The organism is Streptomyces sp. NPDC043908 (genome assembly GCF_056435525.1).
Map to the genome: position 1 here is coordinate 171,148 of NZ_JBWKEI010000013.1, position 17,686 is coordinate 188,833.

Annotated in this window: 18 protein-coding genes; 2 read left to right on the forward strand and 16 right to left on the reverse strand. The window is 74.0% G+C overall.

The features are described 5' to 3' along the window. Window positions 1-34 precede the first annotated feature (34 nt). The 7 genes from AC069K_RS26930 to tsaB form a co-directional block, all read right to left on the reverse strand. The gene (locus tag AC069K_RS26930; RefSeq protein WP_478620692.1) at window positions 35-1,279 is read right to left on the reverse strand and encodes an RNA polymerase sigma factor; all 1,245 of its coding nucleotides are present in this window, start codon (window positions 1,277-1,279) and stop codon (window positions 35-37) included. Window positions 1,280-1,352: 73 nt separating this feature from the next. Continuing rightward, window positions 1,353-1,709, reverse strand: a complete 357-nt coding sequence (locus AC069K_RS26935; protein WP_358834208.1) for a YciI family protein — start codon at window positions 1,707-1,709, stop codon at window positions 1,353-1,355. A 184-nt stretch (window positions 1,710-1,893) separates the two neighbouring features. Beyond that, the gene (locus AC069K_RS26940; RefSeq protein ID WP_478620694.1) at window positions 1,894-2,751 is read right to left on the reverse strand and encodes a polysaccharide deacetylase family protein; all 858 of its coding nucleotides are present in this window, start codon (window positions 2,749-2,751) and stop codon (window positions 1,894-1,896) included. A 61-nt stretch (window positions 2,752-2,812) separates the two neighbouring features. After that, window positions 2,813-3,079, reverse strand: coding sequence for a hypothetical protein (locus AC069K_RS26945; RefSeq protein ID WP_478620696.1), 267 nt, complete (start codon window positions 3,077-3,079; stop codon window positions 2,813-2,815). Then, window positions 3,076-4,188 (reverse strand): tRNA (adenosine(37)-N6)-threonylcarbamoyltransferase complex transferase subunit TsaD, encoded by a 1,113-nt coding sequence (gene tsaD, locus AC069K_RS26950; RefSeq protein ID WP_478620698.1) that lies wholly within the window; start codon window positions 4,186-4,188, stop codon window positions 3,076-3,078. The genes AC069K_RS26945 and tsaD overlap by 4 nt, the downstream gene beginning before the upstream one ends. Beyond that, on the reverse strand, window positions 4,188-4,661 hold the full coding sequence (gene rimI / locus AC069K_RS26955) for a ribosomal protein S18-alanine N-acetyltransferase (protein WP_365105745.1): 474 nt from the start codon (window positions 4,659-4,661) through the stop codon (window positions 4,188-4,190). The genes tsaD and rimI overlap by 1 nt, the downstream gene beginning before the upstream one ends. Before the next feature lie 17 nt (window positions 4,662-4,678). After that, complete coding sequence (gene tsaB, locus AC069K_RS26960; RefSeq protein ID WP_478620700.1) at window positions 4,679-5,332, reverse strand: tRNA (adenosine(37)-N6)-threonylcarbamoyltransferase complex dimerization subunit type 1 TsaB; 654 nt, start codon at window positions 5,330-5,332, stop codon at window positions 4,679-4,681. Window positions 5,333-5,465: 133 nt separating this feature from the next. On the opposite strand from tsaB, the gene AC069K_RS26965 reads away from it, so the two are divergent. Next, window positions 5,466-6,047 (forward strand): hypothetical protein, encoded by a 582-nt coding sequence (locus tag AC069K_RS26965; RefSeq protein WP_478620702.1) that lies wholly within the window; start codon window positions 5,466-5,468, stop codon window positions 6,045-6,047. Window positions 6,048-6,138: 91 nt separating this feature from the next. On the opposite strand, the gene AC069K_RS26970 is transcribed toward AC069K_RS26965, so the two are convergent. The 8 genes from AC069K_RS26970 to glmS form a co-directional block, all read right to left on the reverse strand. Continuing rightward, window positions 6,139-6,276 carry a hypothetical protein gene (locus AC069K_RS26970; protein WP_365105675.1) on the reverse strand — a complete coding sequence of 46 codons (138 nt, stop codon included), beginning with the start codon at window positions 6,274-6,276 and terminating at the stop codon, window positions 6,139-6,141. A 222-nt stretch (window positions 6,277-6,498) separates the two neighbouring features. Then, on the reverse strand, window positions 6,499-7,005 hold the full coding sequence (gene tsaE, locus AC069K_RS26975; protein WP_358834215.1) for a tRNA (adenosine(37)-N6)-threonylcarbamoyltransferase complex ATPase subunit type 1 TsaE: 507 nt from the start codon (window positions 7,003-7,005) through the stop codon (window positions 6,499-6,501). Beyond that, the gene (locus tag AC069K_RS26980) at window positions 6,977-8,188 is read right to left on the reverse strand and encodes an alpha/beta fold hydrolase (RefSeq protein WP_478620705.1); all 1,212 of its coding nucleotides are present in this window, start codon (window positions 8,186-8,188) and stop codon (window positions 6,977-6,979) included. The genes tsaE and AC069K_RS26980 overlap by 29 nt, the downstream gene beginning before the upstream one ends. Before the next feature lie 61 nt (window positions 8,189-8,249). Next, window positions 8,250-9,401 (reverse strand): alanine racemase, encoded by a 1,152-nt coding sequence (alr, locus tag AC069K_RS26985; RefSeq protein WP_478620757.1) that lies wholly within the window; start codon window positions 9,399-9,401, stop codon window positions 8,250-8,252. 41 nt (window positions 9,402-9,442) lie between these two features. After that, window positions 9,443-10,453, reverse strand: coding sequence for a L,D-transpeptidase family protein (locus AC069K_RS26990; RefSeq protein WP_478620707.1), 1,011 nt, complete (start codon window positions 10,451-10,453; stop codon window positions 9,443-9,445). Window positions 10,454-10,946: 493 nt separating this feature from the next. Then, window positions 10,947-12,377 carry an NAD(P)H-hydrate dehydratase gene (locus AC069K_RS26995; protein ID WP_478620709.1) on the reverse strand — a complete coding sequence of 477 codons (1,431 nt, stop codon included), beginning with the start codon at window positions 12,375-12,377 and terminating at the stop codon, window positions 10,947-10,949. 475 nt (window positions 12,378-12,852) lie between these two features. Next, a complete protein-coding gene (locus AC069K_RS27000; protein ID WP_358832960.1) occupies window positions 12,853-13,221 on the reverse strand; it encodes a holo-ACP synthase in 369 nt (122 codons plus the stop codon). Then, window positions 13,218-15,065, reverse strand: a complete 1,848-nt coding sequence (gene glmS, locus AC069K_RS27005) for a glutamine--fructose-6-phosphate transaminase (isomerizing) (RefSeq protein WP_358832961.1) — start codon at window positions 15,063-15,065, stop codon at window positions 13,218-13,220. Before glmS ends, AC069K_RS27000 begins: the two co-directional genes overlap by 4 nt. Window positions 15,066-15,184: 119 nt before the next feature. Between glmS and coaA the strand changes: the two genes are divergently transcribed. Continuing rightward, a complete protein-coding gene (gene coaA, locus AC069K_RS27010) occupies window positions 15,185-16,174 on the forward strand; it encodes a type I pantothenate kinase (RefSeq protein WP_358832962.1) in 990 nt (329 codons plus the stop codon). A gap of 99 nt (window positions 16,175-16,273) precedes the next feature. On the opposite strand, the gene glmM is transcribed toward coaA, so the two are convergent. Then, complete coding sequence (glmM, locus tag AC069K_RS27015) at window positions 16,274-17,632, reverse strand: phosphoglucosamine mutase (RefSeq protein ID WP_358836278.1); 1,359 nt, start codon at window positions 17,630-17,632, stop codon at window positions 16,274-16,276. Between the last annotated feature and the right edge of the window lie 54 nt (window positions 17,633-17,686).

A 17,686-nucleotide genomic window follows, 5' to 3' on the forward strand; every position in this document is an offset into this window, starting at 1 on the left:
CGAAGCCCCCCGGCCGGCCGCGAGCCCCCCGGGCTCAGCCCTCCGCGCGCGCCCGCAGCAGCTCCCGCTCGCGCGCGTTGCGCGTCAGCTCCGCGGCGCGCGCGAACTCCGCGCGCGCCTCCCGCGTACGCCCGAGGCGCTCCAGCAGATCGCCCCGGACGCTCGGCAGCAGGTGGTAGCCGCGCAGCGCGGGATCGGCGGCGAGGGCGTCCACCAGGGCCAGGCCCGCCGCGGGGCCCTCGGCCATGGACACCGCGACCGCCCGGTTCAGCTCCACCACCGGCGAGGGGGCGATCGCCGCCAGTCTGCGGTAGAGCACGGCGATCGCCGCCCAGTCGGTCTCCTCGTACGAGGCGGCCTGCGCGTGGCAGGCGGCGATGGCGGCCTGGAGCGCGTACGGGCCGGGGGCGCCGCCGAGTTCGCCCGCGCGGGTCAGCGCCGCGAAGCCGCGCCGGATCAGCAGCCGGTTCCAGCGGGAGCGGTTCTGGTCGGCGAGGAGCACGGGCGCGCCCGTGGCGTCCGTGCGGGCGCCCGTGCGCGAGGCCTGGATCTCCAGGAGCGCGGCCAGCGCGTGCACCTCGGGCTCCTCGGGCATGAGCCCCGCCAGCACCCGTACGAGCCGCAGCGCGTCCTCGCACAGCGCCGGGCGCACCAGGTCGTCGCCGGCCGTGGCCGCGTACCCCTCGTTGAAGACGAGATAGATGACTTCGAGGACGGAGGCGAGCCGCGCGGCGCGCTCCGGCCCCCGCGGCACCTCGAACGGCACGTCCGCCTTCGCCAGCGTCCGCTTGGCCCGGGAGATCCGCTGGGCGACGGTCGCCTCCTGGGCGAGGAAGGCGCGGGCGATCTCGTCGGTGGTCAGCCCGCCGAGCAGGCGCAGCGTCAGGGCGATGCGCGCCTCGGTGGAGAGCACCGGATGGCAGGCGGTGAAGATCAGCCGGAGCAGGTCGTCGTCGATCGCGTCCGGCTCCTCGGCCGCCGCGAACTCCGGCGCGGTCACCGCCTCGTCGAGGTCGCGGCCGATCTCGGCGAGCTTGCGCGCGTAGCTCTCGCGGCGGCGCACGAGGTCGACGGCCCGGTGCCTGGCGGTGGCCGTGAGCCAGGCGCCCGGGTTGTCCGGGACTCCTGTCTCCGGCCACCGCTCCAGGGCGGCGACCAGCGCGTCCTGCGCCAGTTCCTCGGCGATGGCGACGTCCCGCACGATCCGCGTGACGGCGGCGATGACGCGCGGGGCCTCGATCCGGAAGACGGCCTCGACGGCGTCCTTTTCTGTGCTCACGGGCAGTCATGAGAACACCCGCGCGGCCCGGCGGCAATCGCCGTCCGCCGAGCACGCCGTCGTACGCGGACGGTCAGCCCTCGAAGATCTCGCGGATCTCGGAGGTGACCGTCCAGTGCTCCTCGTGGATCGTCAGGAACCGCTTGGCCCACTCGATCGCCTCGGCCATGTCCTTGCACTGCATGAGCGCGTAGCCGCCGACGACCTCCTTGGACTCGGTGAACGGCCCGTCGGTCGTCGAGAGCTTCCCGCCCGACCAGGTGACCCGGGTGCCCTGGGCGGTGGGGGTGAGCCCGGCGGTGTCGAGCAGGACGCCGGCCTTGGTCATCTCCTCGATCAGGGCGCCCATCCGCTGCATCAGCTCGGCGCTGGGGCCCTCGGCGGGGGCGTCGGCCTCGTTGATACGGACCATCGACAGGTAGCGCGGCATGGTGTTCTCCTCGGTGCGTCCGGACCGTGGCCCGGAGGGTGGCTGCGGGGCCGTTCCCCGCCTCTCACCCCTACGTCGAACGGCCGGAGCCGGATTCGACACGGCCCGGGATTTTTCCCGGAAGTTTTTTCCGGAGTCTCCCGCGGCGCCCGCCGGGGTGCCTTCCGGGGCCGCGCGGCCGGGCTCAGACGTAGTCCTCCAGGCGGGCCACGGCGAAGCCCTGCTCCTGTATGTGGCGGAGCATGTTCGCCGTCATCTCGGTCATCGTGTGGCCCTTGAGCTCGCTCCTGCCGCGGAAGTGGGCCAGGATCACGTCGCCGGGGTGCAGCTTCTTGTCGCCCCGCTGGTACTGCATGTTCTGGATCTGCATCGACTCGCGCCACAGCACGATCGCCTGGACGCCGCACGCCTTGGCCGCCGCGCGCGTGCCCTCGTTCCAGTTGCCGTACGGCGGCCGGAAGAGCCGGGGCGCCCTGCCGTACTCCCTGGCCAGCTTCTCCTGCTGGCCGCATATCTCGTGCTGCTGCCGTGCGCCGGACTCGGTGCGCAGGTTGGGGTGGGTCAGGGTGTGGTTCTGGATCGCGTTGCCGAGCTGCTGGAGCGGTTTGAAGTAGCCCTTGTCCGCGCTGATGGCCGCGTCGGTGAGGAACATCGTGAAGGGGACCTTGAGGTCCCGCATCATGTCGACGAACCTGGGGTCCTTCTCGGCCCCGTCGTCGAACGTCACGAAGACGACCTTCTCCTTGGTGGGGATGTCGCTGATCACCGGAACCTCGCCCGGCTTCGCCCGCACCGGCTTGCGCGCGGGCGGCGCGGGCGCCTCGGGCAGGGGCTTGAGACCCCACTTGCGGTACGCGGCCGCGCTCGCCACCCCGTCCTGGGCGCCCGGGGCGGGGGCGGAGGCCGGCGCGGAGGGCCTGGCGGACGTACCGCCGCTCTTCCGCGCGGCGGCCCCGGAGCCGCCGTCCGACGAGGAGCAGCCGGTGGCCGACAGCACCCCGGACAGGACCAGAACCGCCGCCGCCACGCTCTTCTTACCCACTGTGAACCAACCGTCCGCACTGCCGACCGATACGCCCTCTGCGTACAGATCGATGCGGAATTCAGGCCGGAGGTTCCACGCCGAGTGACTCGAAGCGCCAGCGGTGGACCGCCCTGGTCACCAACTCCCCGGCCGGTTCCGGCAGTTCGGGCAGCTCCGCGTCGTACGCCGCGTCCCACCAGGTGATCACGAGCACCCGGTCCTGCGGCGCCGCGAAGACCTCGCGGCGCACCGGCGCGTACGGCAGGGTCTGCGCCCGGGCCCAGGCGAGGAGCTCCCCGCCCCGGCCCTCGGCCGCCCGCGCCTCCCACATCAGGGCGACCGTCACGGGTACAGGTTCTCCTTGCTGACCTCGTGCACGTGGTCGTGGTCGTGCGCGTGCCCGTGGCCCTGGGTGCCCGGCACATGAGGGTCCGTCACCGGCAGCGAGGAGTCCGCCGACAGGTCGAGGTCCGACGCGGGCCGGTTGCGCGCCACCATCTCGGCGCCGAGCGCCGCCACCATCGCGCCGTTGTCGGTGCACAGCCCGGGGCGCGGCACCCGCAGCCGGATGCCGGCCTTCTCGCACCGCTCCTGGGCGAGCGCGCGCAGCCGCGAGTTGGCCGCGACGCCGCCGCCGATCATCAGATGGTCCACGCCCTCGTCCTTGCAGGCCCGGACCGCCTTGCGGGTCAGGACGTCGACCACGGCCTCCTGGAAGGAGGCGGCCACGTCCCGGACCGGCACCTCCTCGCCCGCGTTGCGCTTGGCCTCGATCCAGCGGGCCACGGCCGTCTTCAGCCCCGAGAAGGAGAAGTCGTACGCCGGGTCGCGCGAGCCGCTCAGGCCGCGCGGGAACGCGATCGCCGCCGGGTCGCCCTCCTTGGCGAGCCGGTCGATGACCGGACCGCCGGGGAAGCCCAGGTCGAGCACGCGCGCGATCTTGTCGAAGGCTTCGCCCGCCGCGTCGTCGATCGTCGCGCCCATGGGGCGCACGTCCGCGGTGATGTCGGGCGCCAGCAGCAGCGAGGAGTGGCCGCCGCTGACCAGCAGCGCCATCGTGGGCTCGGGCAGCGGCCCGTGCTCCAGCTGGTCCACGCAGATGTGCGAGGCCAGGTGGTTCACCCCGTACAGCGGCTTGTTCAGGGCGTACGCGTAGGCCTTGGCGGCCGAGACGCCGACGAGCAGCGCGCCCGCGAGGCCGGGGCCGGCCGTCACCGCGATGCCGTCGAGGTCCCGGGCGGAGATCCCGGCGGTCTTCAGGGCGCGTTCGATGGTGGGGACCATCGCCTCCAGGTGCGCGCGCGAGGCGATCTCGGGCACCACACCGCCGTACCGGGCGTGGGTGTCCACGCTGGACGCGACGGCGTCGGCGAGCAGCGTCGTGCCGCGCACGATGCCGACGCCCGTCTCGTCGCAGGAGGTCTCGATGCCGAGTACCAGCGGTTCGTCAGCCATCACTCAGTCTCTTCTGTTTCTCGGTCGTGTTCCTGGACGATCAGGCGCATCACGAGCGCGTCCACGTTGCCCGGCTGGTAGTAGCCCCGCCGGAATCCGATGGGTTCGAAGCCGAAGCGCTCGTACAGCTTCTGGGCCCGTGTGTTGTCGACCCGCACTTCGAGCAGGACCTCGTCGCACTCGAAGGCGGTGGCGTGCTTGAGCAGGTCGGTCAGGAGCCGGGCGCCCAGGCCCGTGCCCCACTGGTCGCGGGCCGCGGCGATGGTCTGGACGTCACCGAGGCCGCCGGCGGCCGCGAGGCCCGCGTAGCCGACCAGCCGGCCCGAGGCGTCCTCGGCGACCACGTAGCGGCGGGTGGCGCCCGGCCCCCTGGCGTGCGCGAGCTCCGACCAGAACATCCCCGCCGACCAGGCGTCCTCGGGGAACAGGTCGTGTTCGAGCGCGAGCACCGGTTCTATGTCCCACCAGCGCATCTCGCGGAGCACCACGCTCACCGCGGGGTGACCACCTTGTAGTTCTTGGGCACCTGGGCGTCCGGGCGGCGCAGATACAGCGGTGTGGGCGGCAGGAACGCCTCGCCCGCCGCGAGCCGCTCGGCGGCCAGCGACGCGAGCGCCGCCGCCGACTGGTGCTCGGGGCCGCGCGCGTCCGGGAACACCTCGGGGTAGAGCAGCGCGCCGGCGCCGACCGCCGGCACCCCGGCGACCTGCTCGGCGATGTCGGCGGGGCGGTCCACGGACGGCTCGCCCGCGCGGGTGCGGAAGTCCTCGTAGCGGGCCCAGTAGACCTCCTTGCGGCGCGCGTCGGTGGCCACCACGAACGGCTCCTCGATACCGGAGGCGTAGGCGAGGCCGTCGAGCGTGCACAGGCCGTGGACCGGCACGCCGAGCACGGAGCCGAAGGTCGCGGCCGTCACCAGGCCGACGCGCAGTCCGGTGTAGGGGCCGGGGCCGACGCCGACGACCAGGTCCGTCACGGCGTCGAGCGTGAGCCCGGCCTCCGCGAGCACCTGGTGGACGGCGGGCAGCAGCAGTTCCCCGTGGCGGCGGGCGTCCACCCGGCTGGTCTCGGCGACGACGTCGGTGCCGTCGTGCAGGGCGACGGTCACGGCGGGAGTGGCGGTATCAACGGCGAGCAAGAGCACGCGAACAGCCTACGGCCACGGCGCCGGGGGCACGGCGTCCCGCCCCCGCCGCCACCGGCTGCTACCGTCAGCCGCAGATATGACCGCAGGCTTGTACGTCTTGCGGCCGGTACGGACGAAAGGGGCGAGCCAGGTGGCAAGGAGCAGCTCGGGATTTGTGGCCGGGCTCACCGCGGCGGCACTCGCGGTGGTCGGCTTCCTCGCCTATCAGGCGTCGGCGAACGCCCCCTCCAAGGCCGATCTGGCGGCTCCCGGCACCACCGTCTCGCCCGCCCCGAGCGCGTCCACGGCGACGCCGAAGGGGAAGACGCCCGCGAAGAACCCGGCGGCGCTGCCGCCGAACTCGGGCGTCGGGCCGCGCGTCGTCTACTCGCTGGGCGCCAAGCGCGTCTGGCTGGTGGGCACCAAGACCCTCAAGGGCCTGCCGCCCAAGACCTTCGAGGTCATGCCGTCGACGGTCAGCCCCAAGCCGGGCAACTACGCGGTGACCTCGCGCGCCGCCTCCGTCCCCGGCTCGGACGGCGTGCCGATCGAGCACGTGGTGCGGTTCGCCACCGTGGACTCCGTGACCATCGGCTTCAGCGCGGCCGTCGACGGCAAGCTGGCCAGCCCCGCCCCGGGCAAGCGCACCGGCGGCATCCGGATGAAGCGCGAGGACGGCAACGCGCTGTGGACGTTCGCCACGATCGGCTCGAAGATCGTCGTAGTGCCGTAGGGCGCGTCGGCGGGGCCTGCTGACCCACCCCTGGCGTACCCCTGACCTACCGCTGACGTACCGCGAGAAACACCCGCACGAGTGATACGGGTCAGGCGGCGTCGCGCCGCGCGCCGCTCTTCTCGGCCGGTTCCGCCGCCTCGGGCGGCTCGGCCGCGTCCGTCTCCGTCCGCCGTGGCGGCGTCGAGACGGCGCTCGCCGCCGCGCAGGAGGCCAGCAGATCGTTCATGGACACACCCTGCGTGCGCCGCGGCTGCGCTTGGCGCTCCGACACGGTCATGGCGGCCTCCCGGCTCCTGGAGAAGGCGTGGTTAGGTAGACCTAACCAGGTCTCTCCCCCCATGTGACCACGGTCGGCGGGACCCGCGCAACATTTTGCCGACGGCTTGTCGGAACGTACGTCCCTTGTCGGAACGTACGTCTCCCGCGCGTCCCGCCCCTCCGCGGACGGCTACAGGGCGTCGATCCCGGCGCCCGACCACCGGGTACCCAGACCCGTCACGGTCACCACCCGCCGGTCGTCGTCCGTCTCGCCGACCACCCGGTCGATGACCACGTGCAGCCGGTCGTCGGAGAGCTCCTCCACCTTGCCGTCGCCCCACTCCACGACGACCACGGAGTCGGGCAGCGAGACGTCGAGGTCGAGGTCCTCCATCTCGTCCAGACCGCCCCCGAGCCGGTACGCGTCCACGTGCACCAGGGCCGGACCGCCGGTCAGCGAGGGGTGGACGCGGGCGATCACGAAGGTCGGGGAGGTCACCGCGCCGCGCACGCCCAGGCCCTCGCCCAGGCCGCGCGCCAGCGTCGTCTTGCCCGCGCCGAGCTCGCCGGTCAGCAGGACGAGGTCGCCGGGACGGAGCAGTTTCGCGATACGGCGGCCCAACTCCTGCATCTCGGCGGGCGAGTCGAGGGTGAGCCGGGTCATGGCCTCACTGGCCTGGGTGTGCGGTGCTTCCATACGTGCCAACGTTAGTCGCCTCCGGCACCGCGCCGACGCGCACCAGGAGGTCCGCCAGCCGGTCGGTGACCGTCTCGGGGTGCTCCAGCATCACCAGGTGCCCGCCGTCGGGCACGATGACCAGCTCGGCGTCGGGCAGCAGGTCCGCGATGGACTCGCTGTGCGAGCTGGGCGTGACCAGGTCGCGGTCGCCGGCCAGGACGAGCGCGGGCACCTCGGCGAAGACCTGGAGCGCCGCCTCCTTGTCGTGGTCGTCGAAGGCCGGGTAGAACTCCGCCACCACGTCGATCGGCGTCCCCTCGATCATCCGCTCCGCGAACCGGGCCACCGCCGGGTCCACGTCCCGGGAGGAGAACGAGTACCGCTTGATCATCCCGGCGAAGAGGTCGGCCGTGGCCCGCCGCCCCCGCTCCACCAGCTCCGCCTGCGAACCGAGCGCCCTGAGCACCCCCGGCAGGACCCGGCGCACCATGGTGACCCCCGCCACCGGCAGGCCGTAGCTGACCTCGCCCAGCCGGCCGGAGGAGGTGCCGACGAAGGCGGCCCCGACGACCCGGTCGCGGATCAGCTCCGGGTACTGGTCGGCGAGCGCCATCACCGTCATCCCGCCCATCGAGTGCCCCACGAGCACCAGCGGCCCCTCGGGAGCCGCCGCGTCCAGGACCGCCTTGAGGTCCCGGCCCAGCTGGTCGATGGTGACGGGCCTGCCCTGTGTCTGACCCTCGCCGCGCGCCGAGCGGCCGTGGCTGCGCTGGTCCCAGTGGACGGTCCGGACGACCCCGCGCAGCGCGGCCCGCTGGAAGTGCCAGGCGTCCTGGCTCAGACAGAAGCCGTGCGAGAAGACGACGGTGACGGGCGCGGGCGCCTTGCGCCCGAACAGCCGCCGCTTGCGCGCCCCGTGGGCCGTGGCGGACGGCTCGGCCTCGTCGACCTCGTAGTAGAGCGCGGTGCCGTCGTCGGCGTAGGCGCGCCCCGGTGTACCGCGCAGCGCGCCGTACGGCCCCGTCGCGTCCAGCGCCAGACGCGCCTTCTTGCGCATCCCGCGCCCGACGGTGAGCCGCTCCACCGCGACCCCGGCCGCGGCCCCCGCCGCCACCACGCCTATCGCCGCGCCGGCCAGACCCGCCCGGCGCCAGCTGCCCGCGGCCGCCCGCACCGCGTCCCCCGTGCTGGTCTCGCTCACCGTGCCGCTCCTTGTGGTCCAGGTCCCCGTGGCCGCCCCCGCGGATCCGGCCGCCGGGGGTTCAGCTGTCCGTACTCTCGTCGCCCTCGTTCAGATAGACGCGGGGTACCCGCGAACCGATCCGCGTGACGATCTCGTACGCGATGGTGTCCGCCGCCCGCGCCCAGTCCTCGGCGCTCGGCTCGCCCCGGTCCCCGGGACCGAACAGGACCGCCTCCGCGCCCGGCTCCACGCTGTCCCCGTCGAGGTCGACCACGAACTGGTCCATGGCGACCCGCCCCGCCACCGTCCGCACCTTCCCGCCGAGCAGCACGGGGCCGCGCCCGGAGGCGTGCCGCGGAATGCCGTCGGCGTACCCGAGCGGGACCAGCGCGAGGTTGGTCTCCTCCTGGGTGACGTAGTGGTGTCCGTAACTGACGCCGTGCCCCGCCGGGACCTGCTTGGCCAGCGCCACGGACGCGGCGAGCGTCATCACCGGCCGCAGCCCGAAGTCGCCCGGGGCGCCGAGCTCGGGCGCCGGGCTGATGCCGTACATGGCGATACCGGTCCGTACCAGGTCGAAGTGGGACTCCGGCAGGGTGAGGGTCGCCGGGGAGTTGGCGATGTGCCGCACCTCGGGCTCGATCCCCGCCTTCTCGGCGTACGCGACCAGCTCGCGGAAGAGGGTGAGCTGGGCGGCGATCGAGGGGTGGCCGGGCTCGTCGGCGCAGGCGAAGTGCGACCAGAGGCCGGTGACGCGGACCTCGGGGGCGGCCAGAGCCTCCCGGACGAGCTCGGGCCAGTCGGCGGGCTGGCAGCCGTTGCGCCCGAGCCCGGTGTCGGCCTTGAGCTGGATCCGGGCGACGCGCCCGGCCGCGCGGGCGGCCTCGGTGACCTCCCGCAGGGCCCACATCCCGCTCACCGACACGTCGATGTCGGCCTCGACCGCCTCGCGCCAGGGCCCGCCGGGCGTCCACAGCCAGCACAGCATCCGCCCGCCGATCCCGGCCGCCCGCAGCGCGAGCGCCTCCTGCGGGGTGGCGGTGCCGACCCAGGCGGCGCCCGCCTCGATCGCGGCCCGGGCGCAGGGCAGCGCGCCGTGCCCGTACGCGTCCGCCTTCACGACGGCCATGAGCTGCGCGCCGGGGGTACGGGCGCGCAGCGCACGGACGTTGGCGCGCAGGGCGGCCAGATCGATCTCGGCGCGGGCTCGGGTGTGCACGGTCTGCGTCATCACGGTCATCGCGCCCAGTCTCTCAGAGCTGCGCCCCCTCCTCAGGCGCCGGGCCTGTGGCCCCAGATGTGGACCGGGTCACCCTTGCGCAGCACGCCCCACAGCCGCTTGGCGTCCGAGTACGTCAGGTTGACGCATCCGCGGGAGCCGACGGTGGAGTAGATGTTGTCGTAGATGGCGTGGAACGCCTGCCCTCCGCTGAAGAACTGCGCGTACGGCATGGGGGCGTGGTAGATGGTGGACCAGTGGTTCTTGTGGCGCCAGTAGACGGGGTAGGTGCCGGTACGGGTGGCGAAGCCGGGCCGTCCGCTGCGCACGGCGACGGGCCCGAAGAGGACGTCTCCCTTCCCCTTGCCCTTCCCTCCCCTCTGCACCCACATGATCTGCCGATCGAGGTCGACGCAGGCGGTCCGGGCCTTGAGGGCCGGGCAGCGCCCGGCGGCGTTCGGGTGGGCCCGGGCGGCCAGCAGCCGCATGGTGCCCCAGGTGGCGGGCCCGGCGAAGCCGTTGTCCGGGCGGATGCCGTGGGTGGTCTGGAAGCGGCGGATCGCGGCGCAGTCGGCGGCGGACTGCTTCCCGTCGACGGCCAGCTTCAGCCACCGCTCGACCTGCCGCTGATACGGCCCGGCCCGCCGGCTGCACGCGGCAACGCCGACCTCCTGGACGGGCACGTACTCGACGATCCGCTCCACCCCCGCCCCCGGCGCGGTGGGCTCGACGGCCTCCTCGGCGGCACTGGGCTCGTACACGAGCGGCGGGAGCGCCTGGTCCGGGGTGTCCATGAGGTATGCGGGCTGCCCCGGGTCACGGGGCACGCCGGGGACGAGGGCGTCGAGGGCGGTCTCGGGGGTGGTGGTCTCGGGGGCGGGCGCGGCGGGGGCCGGGGCGGCGGGGGCGGCGGCGGGGCCGGGGCGCGGGGGGATGGGGTAGGCGGCGCCGCAGAGGGTGAGGGCGGCGGTGAGGGCGAGGGTGAGGTGGAGGGGGGTGCGGGTGCGTCTGGGGCGAGCGGGAGCTGGAGTGGGGCCGGGGGCGGGGGGTCGTTGTGGGGTCATGGGGTCAGGGAAGCGGGTGGGGGGTGAGGGGTGGGGGTGGCGCGCGGGTGGGCGGGGTGTGTTTCCCCCGCCCCGCCCCTTCCCCGAACCCTCCGGGGGCGGGGGCGGGGCGGGCGGAGGTGTGCTTCCCGGGGCCTACGCCCCCGGACCCCCTGACGGGCTACGCCCCGGGCCCGCTTCCCGGCTGCGGCCCGTGATGGGTTACCCGCGCAGTTCCCCGCAGACAAACACGGGCCTCCAGGGGACCCACTCGCCGCCGAGCGGAGGCAACCTCCCAAGGGGCGCGGGGAACCGCGCGCCCGGCCCAAGTCAGCCCGCAGACAAACACCGGCCTCCAGGAAACCCACTCGCCGCCGAGCGGAGGCAACCTCCCAAGGGGCGCGGGGAACCGCGCGCCCGGCCCAAGTCAGCCCGCAGACGAACACCGGCCCCCCGGGGGCCCACCTCACGCCCCGGCCGGAGGCAACCCCCTCGGACAAAGGCCGGGCCGGAGTCAGCCCCGCACATCCCCCCACGCCCCCGCCACAGCCTCCGCCACCTCCGAGGCCCGTACCGGAGCCCCCCGGGCCGCCCGGCGTGCGGCCAAACCGTGGAGGTAGGCCGCCGCCGACGCCGCGTCCCGGGCCTCCAGGCCCACCGCCAGCAGCGAGCCCGCCAGGCCCGAGAGGACGTCGCCGCTGCCCGCCGTGGCGAGCCAGGGCGTTCCCGTCGGGTTGACGCGGACCGGGGTGCGGCCGTCCGGGTCCGCGACGAGGGTGGTCGAGCCCTTGAGGAGGACGGTCGCGCCGTACCGGTCAGCCAGCGCGCGCACGGAACGCAGCCGCGCCCCCTCCACCTCCGCCCGGCTCACCCCGAGCAGCGCCGCCGCCTCCCCGGCGTGCGGGGTGAGCAGCGTCGGCGCGGTCCTCGCCCGTACCGCCGCCGCGTCCAGACCCCGCAGCCCGTCCGCGTCGACCAGGACCGGAACGTCCGAGGCCAGCACGTCCGCCACCCCGGGGCCGTCCCCGAGGCCGGGGCCGACGACCCAGGCCTGGACGCGGCCCGCCCCGGCCGGGGGGCCCGCCGAGACCAGCGTCTCGGGGAAGCGGGCGATGACGGCGTCGGCGGCGTGCCCGACGTACCGTACGGCCCCCGCCCCGCCGTGCAGCGCGCCCGCCACCGCGAGCACGGCCGCGCCGGGGTACCGCGCGGACCCGGCGACGATGCCGACGACGCCGCGCCGGTACTTGTCGCTCTCACCCGTCGGCGCGGGCAGCAGTTGCGCCACGTCGGCGTGGTGCAGCGCCTCGCAGTCCGGGACGGAGGGGAGGTACGGTCCGAGGCCGATGTCGACGAGGCGCACGGCACCGGTGTACGCGTACGCCGGGTCGATCAGCAGCCCCGGCTTGTACGCGCCGAACGTGACCGTCGCGTCCGCGTGCAGCGCCTCCCCCAGGACCTCCCCGCTGTCCGCCTCGATCCCGCTGGGGAGGTCGACGGCGACGACGAGGGCGTTGGAGCCCCGGGCGGCGCGGGCGATCGGGACGGCGTCGGGGCGCAGCCCGCCGTGGCCGCCGATGCCGGTGATGCCGTCGAGGACGAGGTCGGCGGTGGCGAGTACGTCGTACGGGTCGTCGGTGACGCTGCCTCCGGCGCGCAGGAGTGCGGCGAGGCCGTCGGGGTGGGCGCGGTCGGGGGCGAGCAGCACGGCGGTGACGCCCGCGCCGCGGCGGGCCAGCCGGGCTCCGGCGTACAGGGCGTCCCCGCCGTTGTCGCCGCTCCCGGCGAGGACGACGACACGGGAGCCGTACACCCGCCCCAGCATCCCCGCGCAGGCGGCGGCCAGTCCGGCGGCGGCGCGCTGCATGAGGGTGCCGGGGGGGAGTCGGGCCATGAGCTCCTGCTCGGCGGCGCGGACGGTCTCGACGCGGTAGGCGATACGCATGGGGCCAGCCTTCCCAATCCGGGGGTGGGGTGCCAGTGGGGCCGGTGGTTGTTGTCTGCGGGTTGCCTCCGGCTCGGGCGTGGGGGTGAGGTGAGGTCCCGGGGGCCGGTGGTTGTCTGCGGGTCGAGGTGGGTTGATCGCGCAGTTCCCCGCGCCCCTGAGGGGGTTGCCTCCGGCTCGGGAATGGAGTGGGCCCCCGAAGGCCCGTGCCTGTCTGCGGGCCGGCTCGGACTGAGCGCGCAGTTCCCCGCGCCCCTTGAGGGGGTTGCCCCCCCAGCCCAAGCGTGAAGTGGCCCCCCAGGGGCCCGTGTCTGTCTGCCGGCCAGCTTCAGTCGCGCGCGCAGTTCCCCACGCCCCTACGTGGTCCGCCCCCTCCCCACCGCAGAAGCACAGCCCCCAGGGGCGCGGGGAACTGCGCGGCCAGCCCCCACTCACCCGCAGACAAAGCCCGGGCCAGACACCGCCCCCTCCCCCCTCACCCCTCCGCAATCACCACCGCCGACGCCACCCCCGCGTCATGGCTCAACGACACATGCCACCCCCGCACCCCCAGCTCCTCCGCCCGGGCCGCCACGCTCCCCCGTACCCGCAGCCGCGGCTGCCCGCTCTCCTCCACGTACACCTCCGCGTCCGTCCAGCGCAGTCCGGCCGGGGCGCCCAGGGCCTTCGCCAGGGCCTCCTTCGCCGCGAAGCGGACCGCCAGGGACGCCGTGCCGCGGCGCTCCCCGCTCGGCAGCAGCAGCTCGTCCTCCACGAACAGGCGGTCGAGGAGGCCCGGCGTGCGTCGCAGGGACTCCCCGAAGCGTTCGACCTCGGCGACGTCGATACCCACTCCGATGATCATTCGACCGTGACCGACTTCGCGAGGTTGCGCGGCTGGTCCACCTCGTTGCCCCGCGCCGTGGCCAGCTCGCAGGCGAAGACCTGGAGCGGGACCGTGGCGACCAGCGGCTGGAGCAGCGTGGGCGTGGCGGGGATGCGGATCAGATGGTCCGCGTACGGCACCACCGCCTCGTCGCCGACCTCCGCGATCACGATCGTCCGCGCCCCTCGCGCCCTGATCTCCTGGATGTTCGACACGATCTTGTCGTGCAGCACCGAACGGCCCCGCGGCGACGGCACCACGACCACCACCGGCAGATCCGGCTCGATCAGCGCGATCGGGCCGTGCTTGAGCTCGCCCGCCGCGAACCCCTCCGCGTGCATATAGGCGAGCTCCTTGAGCTTGAGCGCGCCCTCCAGCGCCACCGGATAGCCCACGTGGCGGCCCAGGAACAGCACGGTGTTCTTGGCCGCGAGCGAGCGCGCCAGCTCCCGCACCGGCTCCATCGTCTCCAGCACCTGGTCGACGTCGCGCGCGATCGACGCCAGGTCCCGGATCACCGCCCGGATCTCGTCGCCCCACTTCGTCCCGCGCACCTGCCCCAGGTACAGCGCGACCAGGTAGCAGGCGACCAGCTGGGTCAGGAACGCCTTGGTGGACGCGACGGCGACCTCGGGGCCCGCGTGCGTGTACAGGACCGCGTCCGACTCGCGCGGGATGGTCGAGCCGTTGGTGTTGCAGACGGCCAGCACCTTCGCGCCCTGCTCGCGCGCGTGCCGCAGCGCCATCAGGGTGTCCATGGTCTCGCCGGACTGCGAGATCGCGATCACCAGCGTGCGCCGGTCGAGGATCGGGTCGCGGTAGCGGAACTCGCTGGCCAGCTCGGTCTCGCACGGGATCCGCGTCCAGTGCTCGATCGCCAGCTTGGCGATCATGCCCGCGTGGTACGCCGTACCGCACGCGACGATCACGACCTTGTCGACCTCGCGCAGCTCCGCCGCCGGGATGCGGACCTCGTCGAGGGTCAGCGAACCCGCGCCGTCGATGCGGCCGAGCAGCGTATCGGCCACGGCCTTGGGCTGCTCGGCGATCTCCTTGAGCATGAAGTAGTCATAGCCCCCCTTCTCCGCGGCCGACGCGTCCCAGTCCACGTGGTACGACCGCACCTGTGCGGGAGCCCCGTCGAAGTCGGTGACCGACACACCGTCCCGCCGCAGCTCCACGACCTGGTCCTGGCCCAGCTCGATCGCGGACCGCGTGTGGGCGATGAACGCGGCCACGTCCGAGGCGAGGAAGGACTCACCCTCTCCAACGCCCACCACCAGCGGGGAGTTCCGCCGCGCCCCGACCACCACGTCCGGCTCGTCGGCGTGCACCGCGACCAGCGTGAACGCCCCGTCCAGCCGCCGGCACACCTGCCGCATCGCCTCGGCCAGGTCCTCGGTCGAGGAGTACGCCTCGGCCAGCAGGTGCGCCACGACCTCGGTGTCCGTCTCGGAGGCCAGCGCGTGGCCGCGCTCCTCCAGCTCCGCCCGCAGCGCCGCGAAGTTCTCGATGATCCCGTTGTGGACGACCGCGACCCGGCCCGCGTTGTCGAGGTGCGGGTGGGCGTTGGCGTCCGTCGGCCCGCCGTGGGTGGCCCAGCGGGTGTGCCCGATGCCGGTGGAGCCGCTCGGCAGCGGCCGGTCCACCAGGGCCTTCTCCAGGTTGACGAGCTTGCCGGCCTTCTTGGCCGCGGCCAGCCCGCCGTCGGCGAGGACCGCGACCCCCGCCGAGTCGTAGCCCCGGTATTCGAGCCGCTTCAGCCCGGCGATGACAACATCGAGCGCTGACTGCGCTCCCACGTACCCGACGATTCCGCACATGGCGGCAGCCTACGACCGCCGGGCCGCGAAACGGGCCCACTCCCGCGGCCCGCCCCCGCGGTGCGCCGCGTGACCCACCCCACCCCCCACATCCGGCCGCCAGCCACGACAATGGGCCTGTGATCACTTCGCCGCCACGCAGCGCCCAACGCCGGGCGGACTCGACTCCCTACGTCGACCTGACCCGCAGCGAGTGGAGCGCTCTGCGGGACAAGTCGCCCCTTCCGCTGACCGCCGAGGAGCTGGAGCGGCTGCGCGGCCTCGGTGACGTCATCGACCTCGACGAGGTGCGGGACGTCTATCTGCCGCTCTCCCAGCTGCTCAACCTGTACGTGCAGGCCACCTCCGAGCTGCGCGGCGCCCTCAACACCTTCCTGGGCGGCTCCGGCAACGGCCACAGCGCCCAGCGCGGCACCCCGTTCGTCATAGGAGTGGCCGGGTCGGTCGCCGTCGGCAAGTCCACGGTGGCCCGCCTGCTCCAGGCGATGCTGGCCCGCTGGCCCGAGCACCCGCGCGTGGAGCGGGTCACCACCGACGGCTTCCTCTATCCGATGGCCGAGCTCCAGCGGCGCGGTCTGATGTCGCGCAAGGGGTTCCCCGAGTCGTACGACCGGCGCGCGCTGACCCGGTTCGTCGCCGACATCAAGGCGGGCAAGGACGAGGTCACCGCGCCCGTCTACTCCCACCTGATCTACGACCGGGTGCCCGGCGAGCTGCTGACCGTGCGCCGCCCGGACATCCTCATCGTGGAGGGCCTCAACGTCCTCCAGCCCGCCCTGCCCGGCCAGGACGGCCGCACCCGGGTCGGTCTCGCCGACTACTTCGACTTCAGCGTCTACGTGGACGCCCGGGCCGAGGACATCGAGACCTGGTACCTGAACCGTTTCCGCAAGCTGCGCGCGACGGCGTTCCAGGACCCGTCCTCGTACTTCCGCAAGTACACGCAGGTCTCCGAGGAGGAGGCGCTCGACTACGCGCGCACCGCCTGGCGGACCATCAACCGGCCCAACCTGGTGGAGAACGTGGCCCCGACCCGCGGGCGCGCCACCCTCATCGTCCGCAAAGGCCCCGACCACAAGGTCCAGAAGCTGTCCCTGCGCAAGCTCTGACGCCGGGACGGAAGACAGAAGAACGAGCGGGCCCGCCGGGAACTCCCCCGGCGGGCCCGCTCGTTGGGCGTACGTGCGTACGAAGGTACGCGCCCGGTCCTAGCCCAGGGCCGACTTGACCACGTCCGCCAGGCGGCCCGCCACCGACCGCGCCTGGTCGATGTCGGCGGCCTCGACCATCACGCGCACCAGCGGCTCGGTGCCCGAGGGGCGCAGCAGCACGCGCCCGGTGGAGCCCAGCTCGCGCTCGGCCTCGGTGACCGCGGAGGTCAGCTCGGCCGAGGTGGCCACCCGGGACTTGTCGACGTCCGGCACGTTGACCAGGACCTGCGGCAGGCGCTCCATGACGCCCGCGAGGTCGGCCAGGGTGCGGCCGGTCGCGGCGACCCGGGCCGCCAGCATCAGACCGGTGAGGGTGCCGTCGCCGGTGGTCGCGTGGTCGAGGATGATCACGTGGCCGGACTGCTCGCCGCCCAGCGCGTAGCCGTGCTCCTTCATCGACTCCAGCACATAGCGGTCGCCGACGCCCGTCTGGACCACCTGGAGGCCCTCGCGCTCCATGGCGATCTTGAAGCCGAGGTTGGACATCACCGTGCCGACGACCGCGTCGCCGCGCAGGGTGCCCGCCTCGCGCATGGCCAGCGCGAGCACGGCGAGGATCTGGTCGCCGTCGACCTCGTTGCCCCGCGCGTCCACGGCCAGGCAGCGGTCGGCGTCGCCGTCGTGGGCGATGCCGAGGTCGGCGCCGTGCTCGACGACGGCGGCCTTCAGCAGGTCCAGGTGGGTCGAGCCGCAGCCGTCGTTGATGTTGAGCCCGTCCGGCTCGGCGCCGATGGTGACGACCTCGGCCCCGGCCCGGGTGAACGCCTCGGGCGAGACCCGGGCGGCGGCGCCGTGCGCCTCGTCCAGGACGACCTTCAGACCGTCGAGGCGGTTGGGCAGCACGCCGATGAGGTGGGCGACGTACTTGTCGAAGCCCTCCTTGTACGCGCGGACCCGGCCCACGCCCGCACCGGTCGGGCGCTGCCACGGCTCGCCCGTGCGGTGCTGGTCGTAGACGCGCTCGATCCGGTCCTCCAGCTCGTCGGCGAGCTTGTGGCCGCCGCGCGCGAAGAACTTGATGCCGTTGTCCGGCATGGCGTTGTGGCTGGCGGAGAGCATCACACCGAGGTCCGCGCCGAGCGCGCCGGTGAGATACGCCACGGCCGGGGTCGGCAGCACGCCGACGCGCAGCACGTCGACGCCGGCGCTGGCGAGGCCCGCGACGACCGCGGCCTCCAGGAACTCCCCGGAGGCGCGGGGGTCGCGCCCGACCACCGCGGTGGGCCGATGGCCCGCGAAGGTCCCCGCCTCGGCCAGTACGTGAGCCGCCGCGACCGAGAGGCCGAGCGCCAGCTCAGCCGTCAGATCGGCGTTGGCCACGCCGCGTACACCGTCCGTGCCGAAGAGTCGTCCCACTGCTGTCCTCCATTGAGATCCACCGGCGCCGCACCCGGGCGCCCACCACTGGTG

Excerpts from the sequence above, each read along its gene's own strand:
- AC069K_RS26935 (WP_358834208.1), bottom strand. The coding sequence starts at position 1,709 with ATGCCGCGCTACCTGTCGATGGTCCGTATCAACGAGGCCGACGCCCCC.
- tsaD (WP_478620698.1), bottom strand. The coding sequence starts at position 4,188 with ATGGCTGACGAACCGCTGGTACTCGGCATCGAGACCTCCTGCGACGAG.
- rimI (WP_365105745.1), bottom strand. The coding sequence starts at position 4,661 with ATGCGCTGGTGGGACATAGAACCGGTGCTCGCGCTCGAACACGACCTG.
- AC069K_RS26970 (WP_365105675.1), bottom strand. The coding sequence starts at position 6,276 with ATGAACGATCTGCTGGCCTCCTGCGCGGCGGCGAGCGCCGTCTCGACG.
- tsaE (WP_358834215.1), bottom strand. The coding sequence starts at position 7,005 with ATGGAAGCACCGCACACCCAGGCCAGTGAGGCCATGACCCGGCTCACC.
- alr (WP_478620757.1), bottom strand. The coding sequence starts at position 9,401 with ATGACGCAGACCGTGCACACCCGAGCCCGCGCCGAGATCGATCTGGCC.
- AC069K_RS26990 (WP_478620707.1), bottom strand. The coding sequence starts at position 10,453 with ATGACCCCACAACGACCCCCCGCCCCCGGCCCCACTCCAGCTCCCGCT.
- AC069K_RS26995 (WP_478620709.1), bottom strand. The coding sequence starts at position 12,377 with ATGCGTATCGCCTACCGCGTCGAGACCGTCCGCGCCGCCGAGCAGGAG.
- AC069K_RS27000 (WP_358832960.1), bottom strand. The coding sequence starts at position 13,221 with ATGATCATCGGAGTGGGTATCGACGTCGCCGAGGTCGAACGCTTCGGG.
- glmS (WP_358832961.1), bottom strand. The coding sequence starts at position 15,065 with ATGTGCGGAATCGTCGGGTACGTGGGAGCGCAGTCAGCGCTCGATGTT.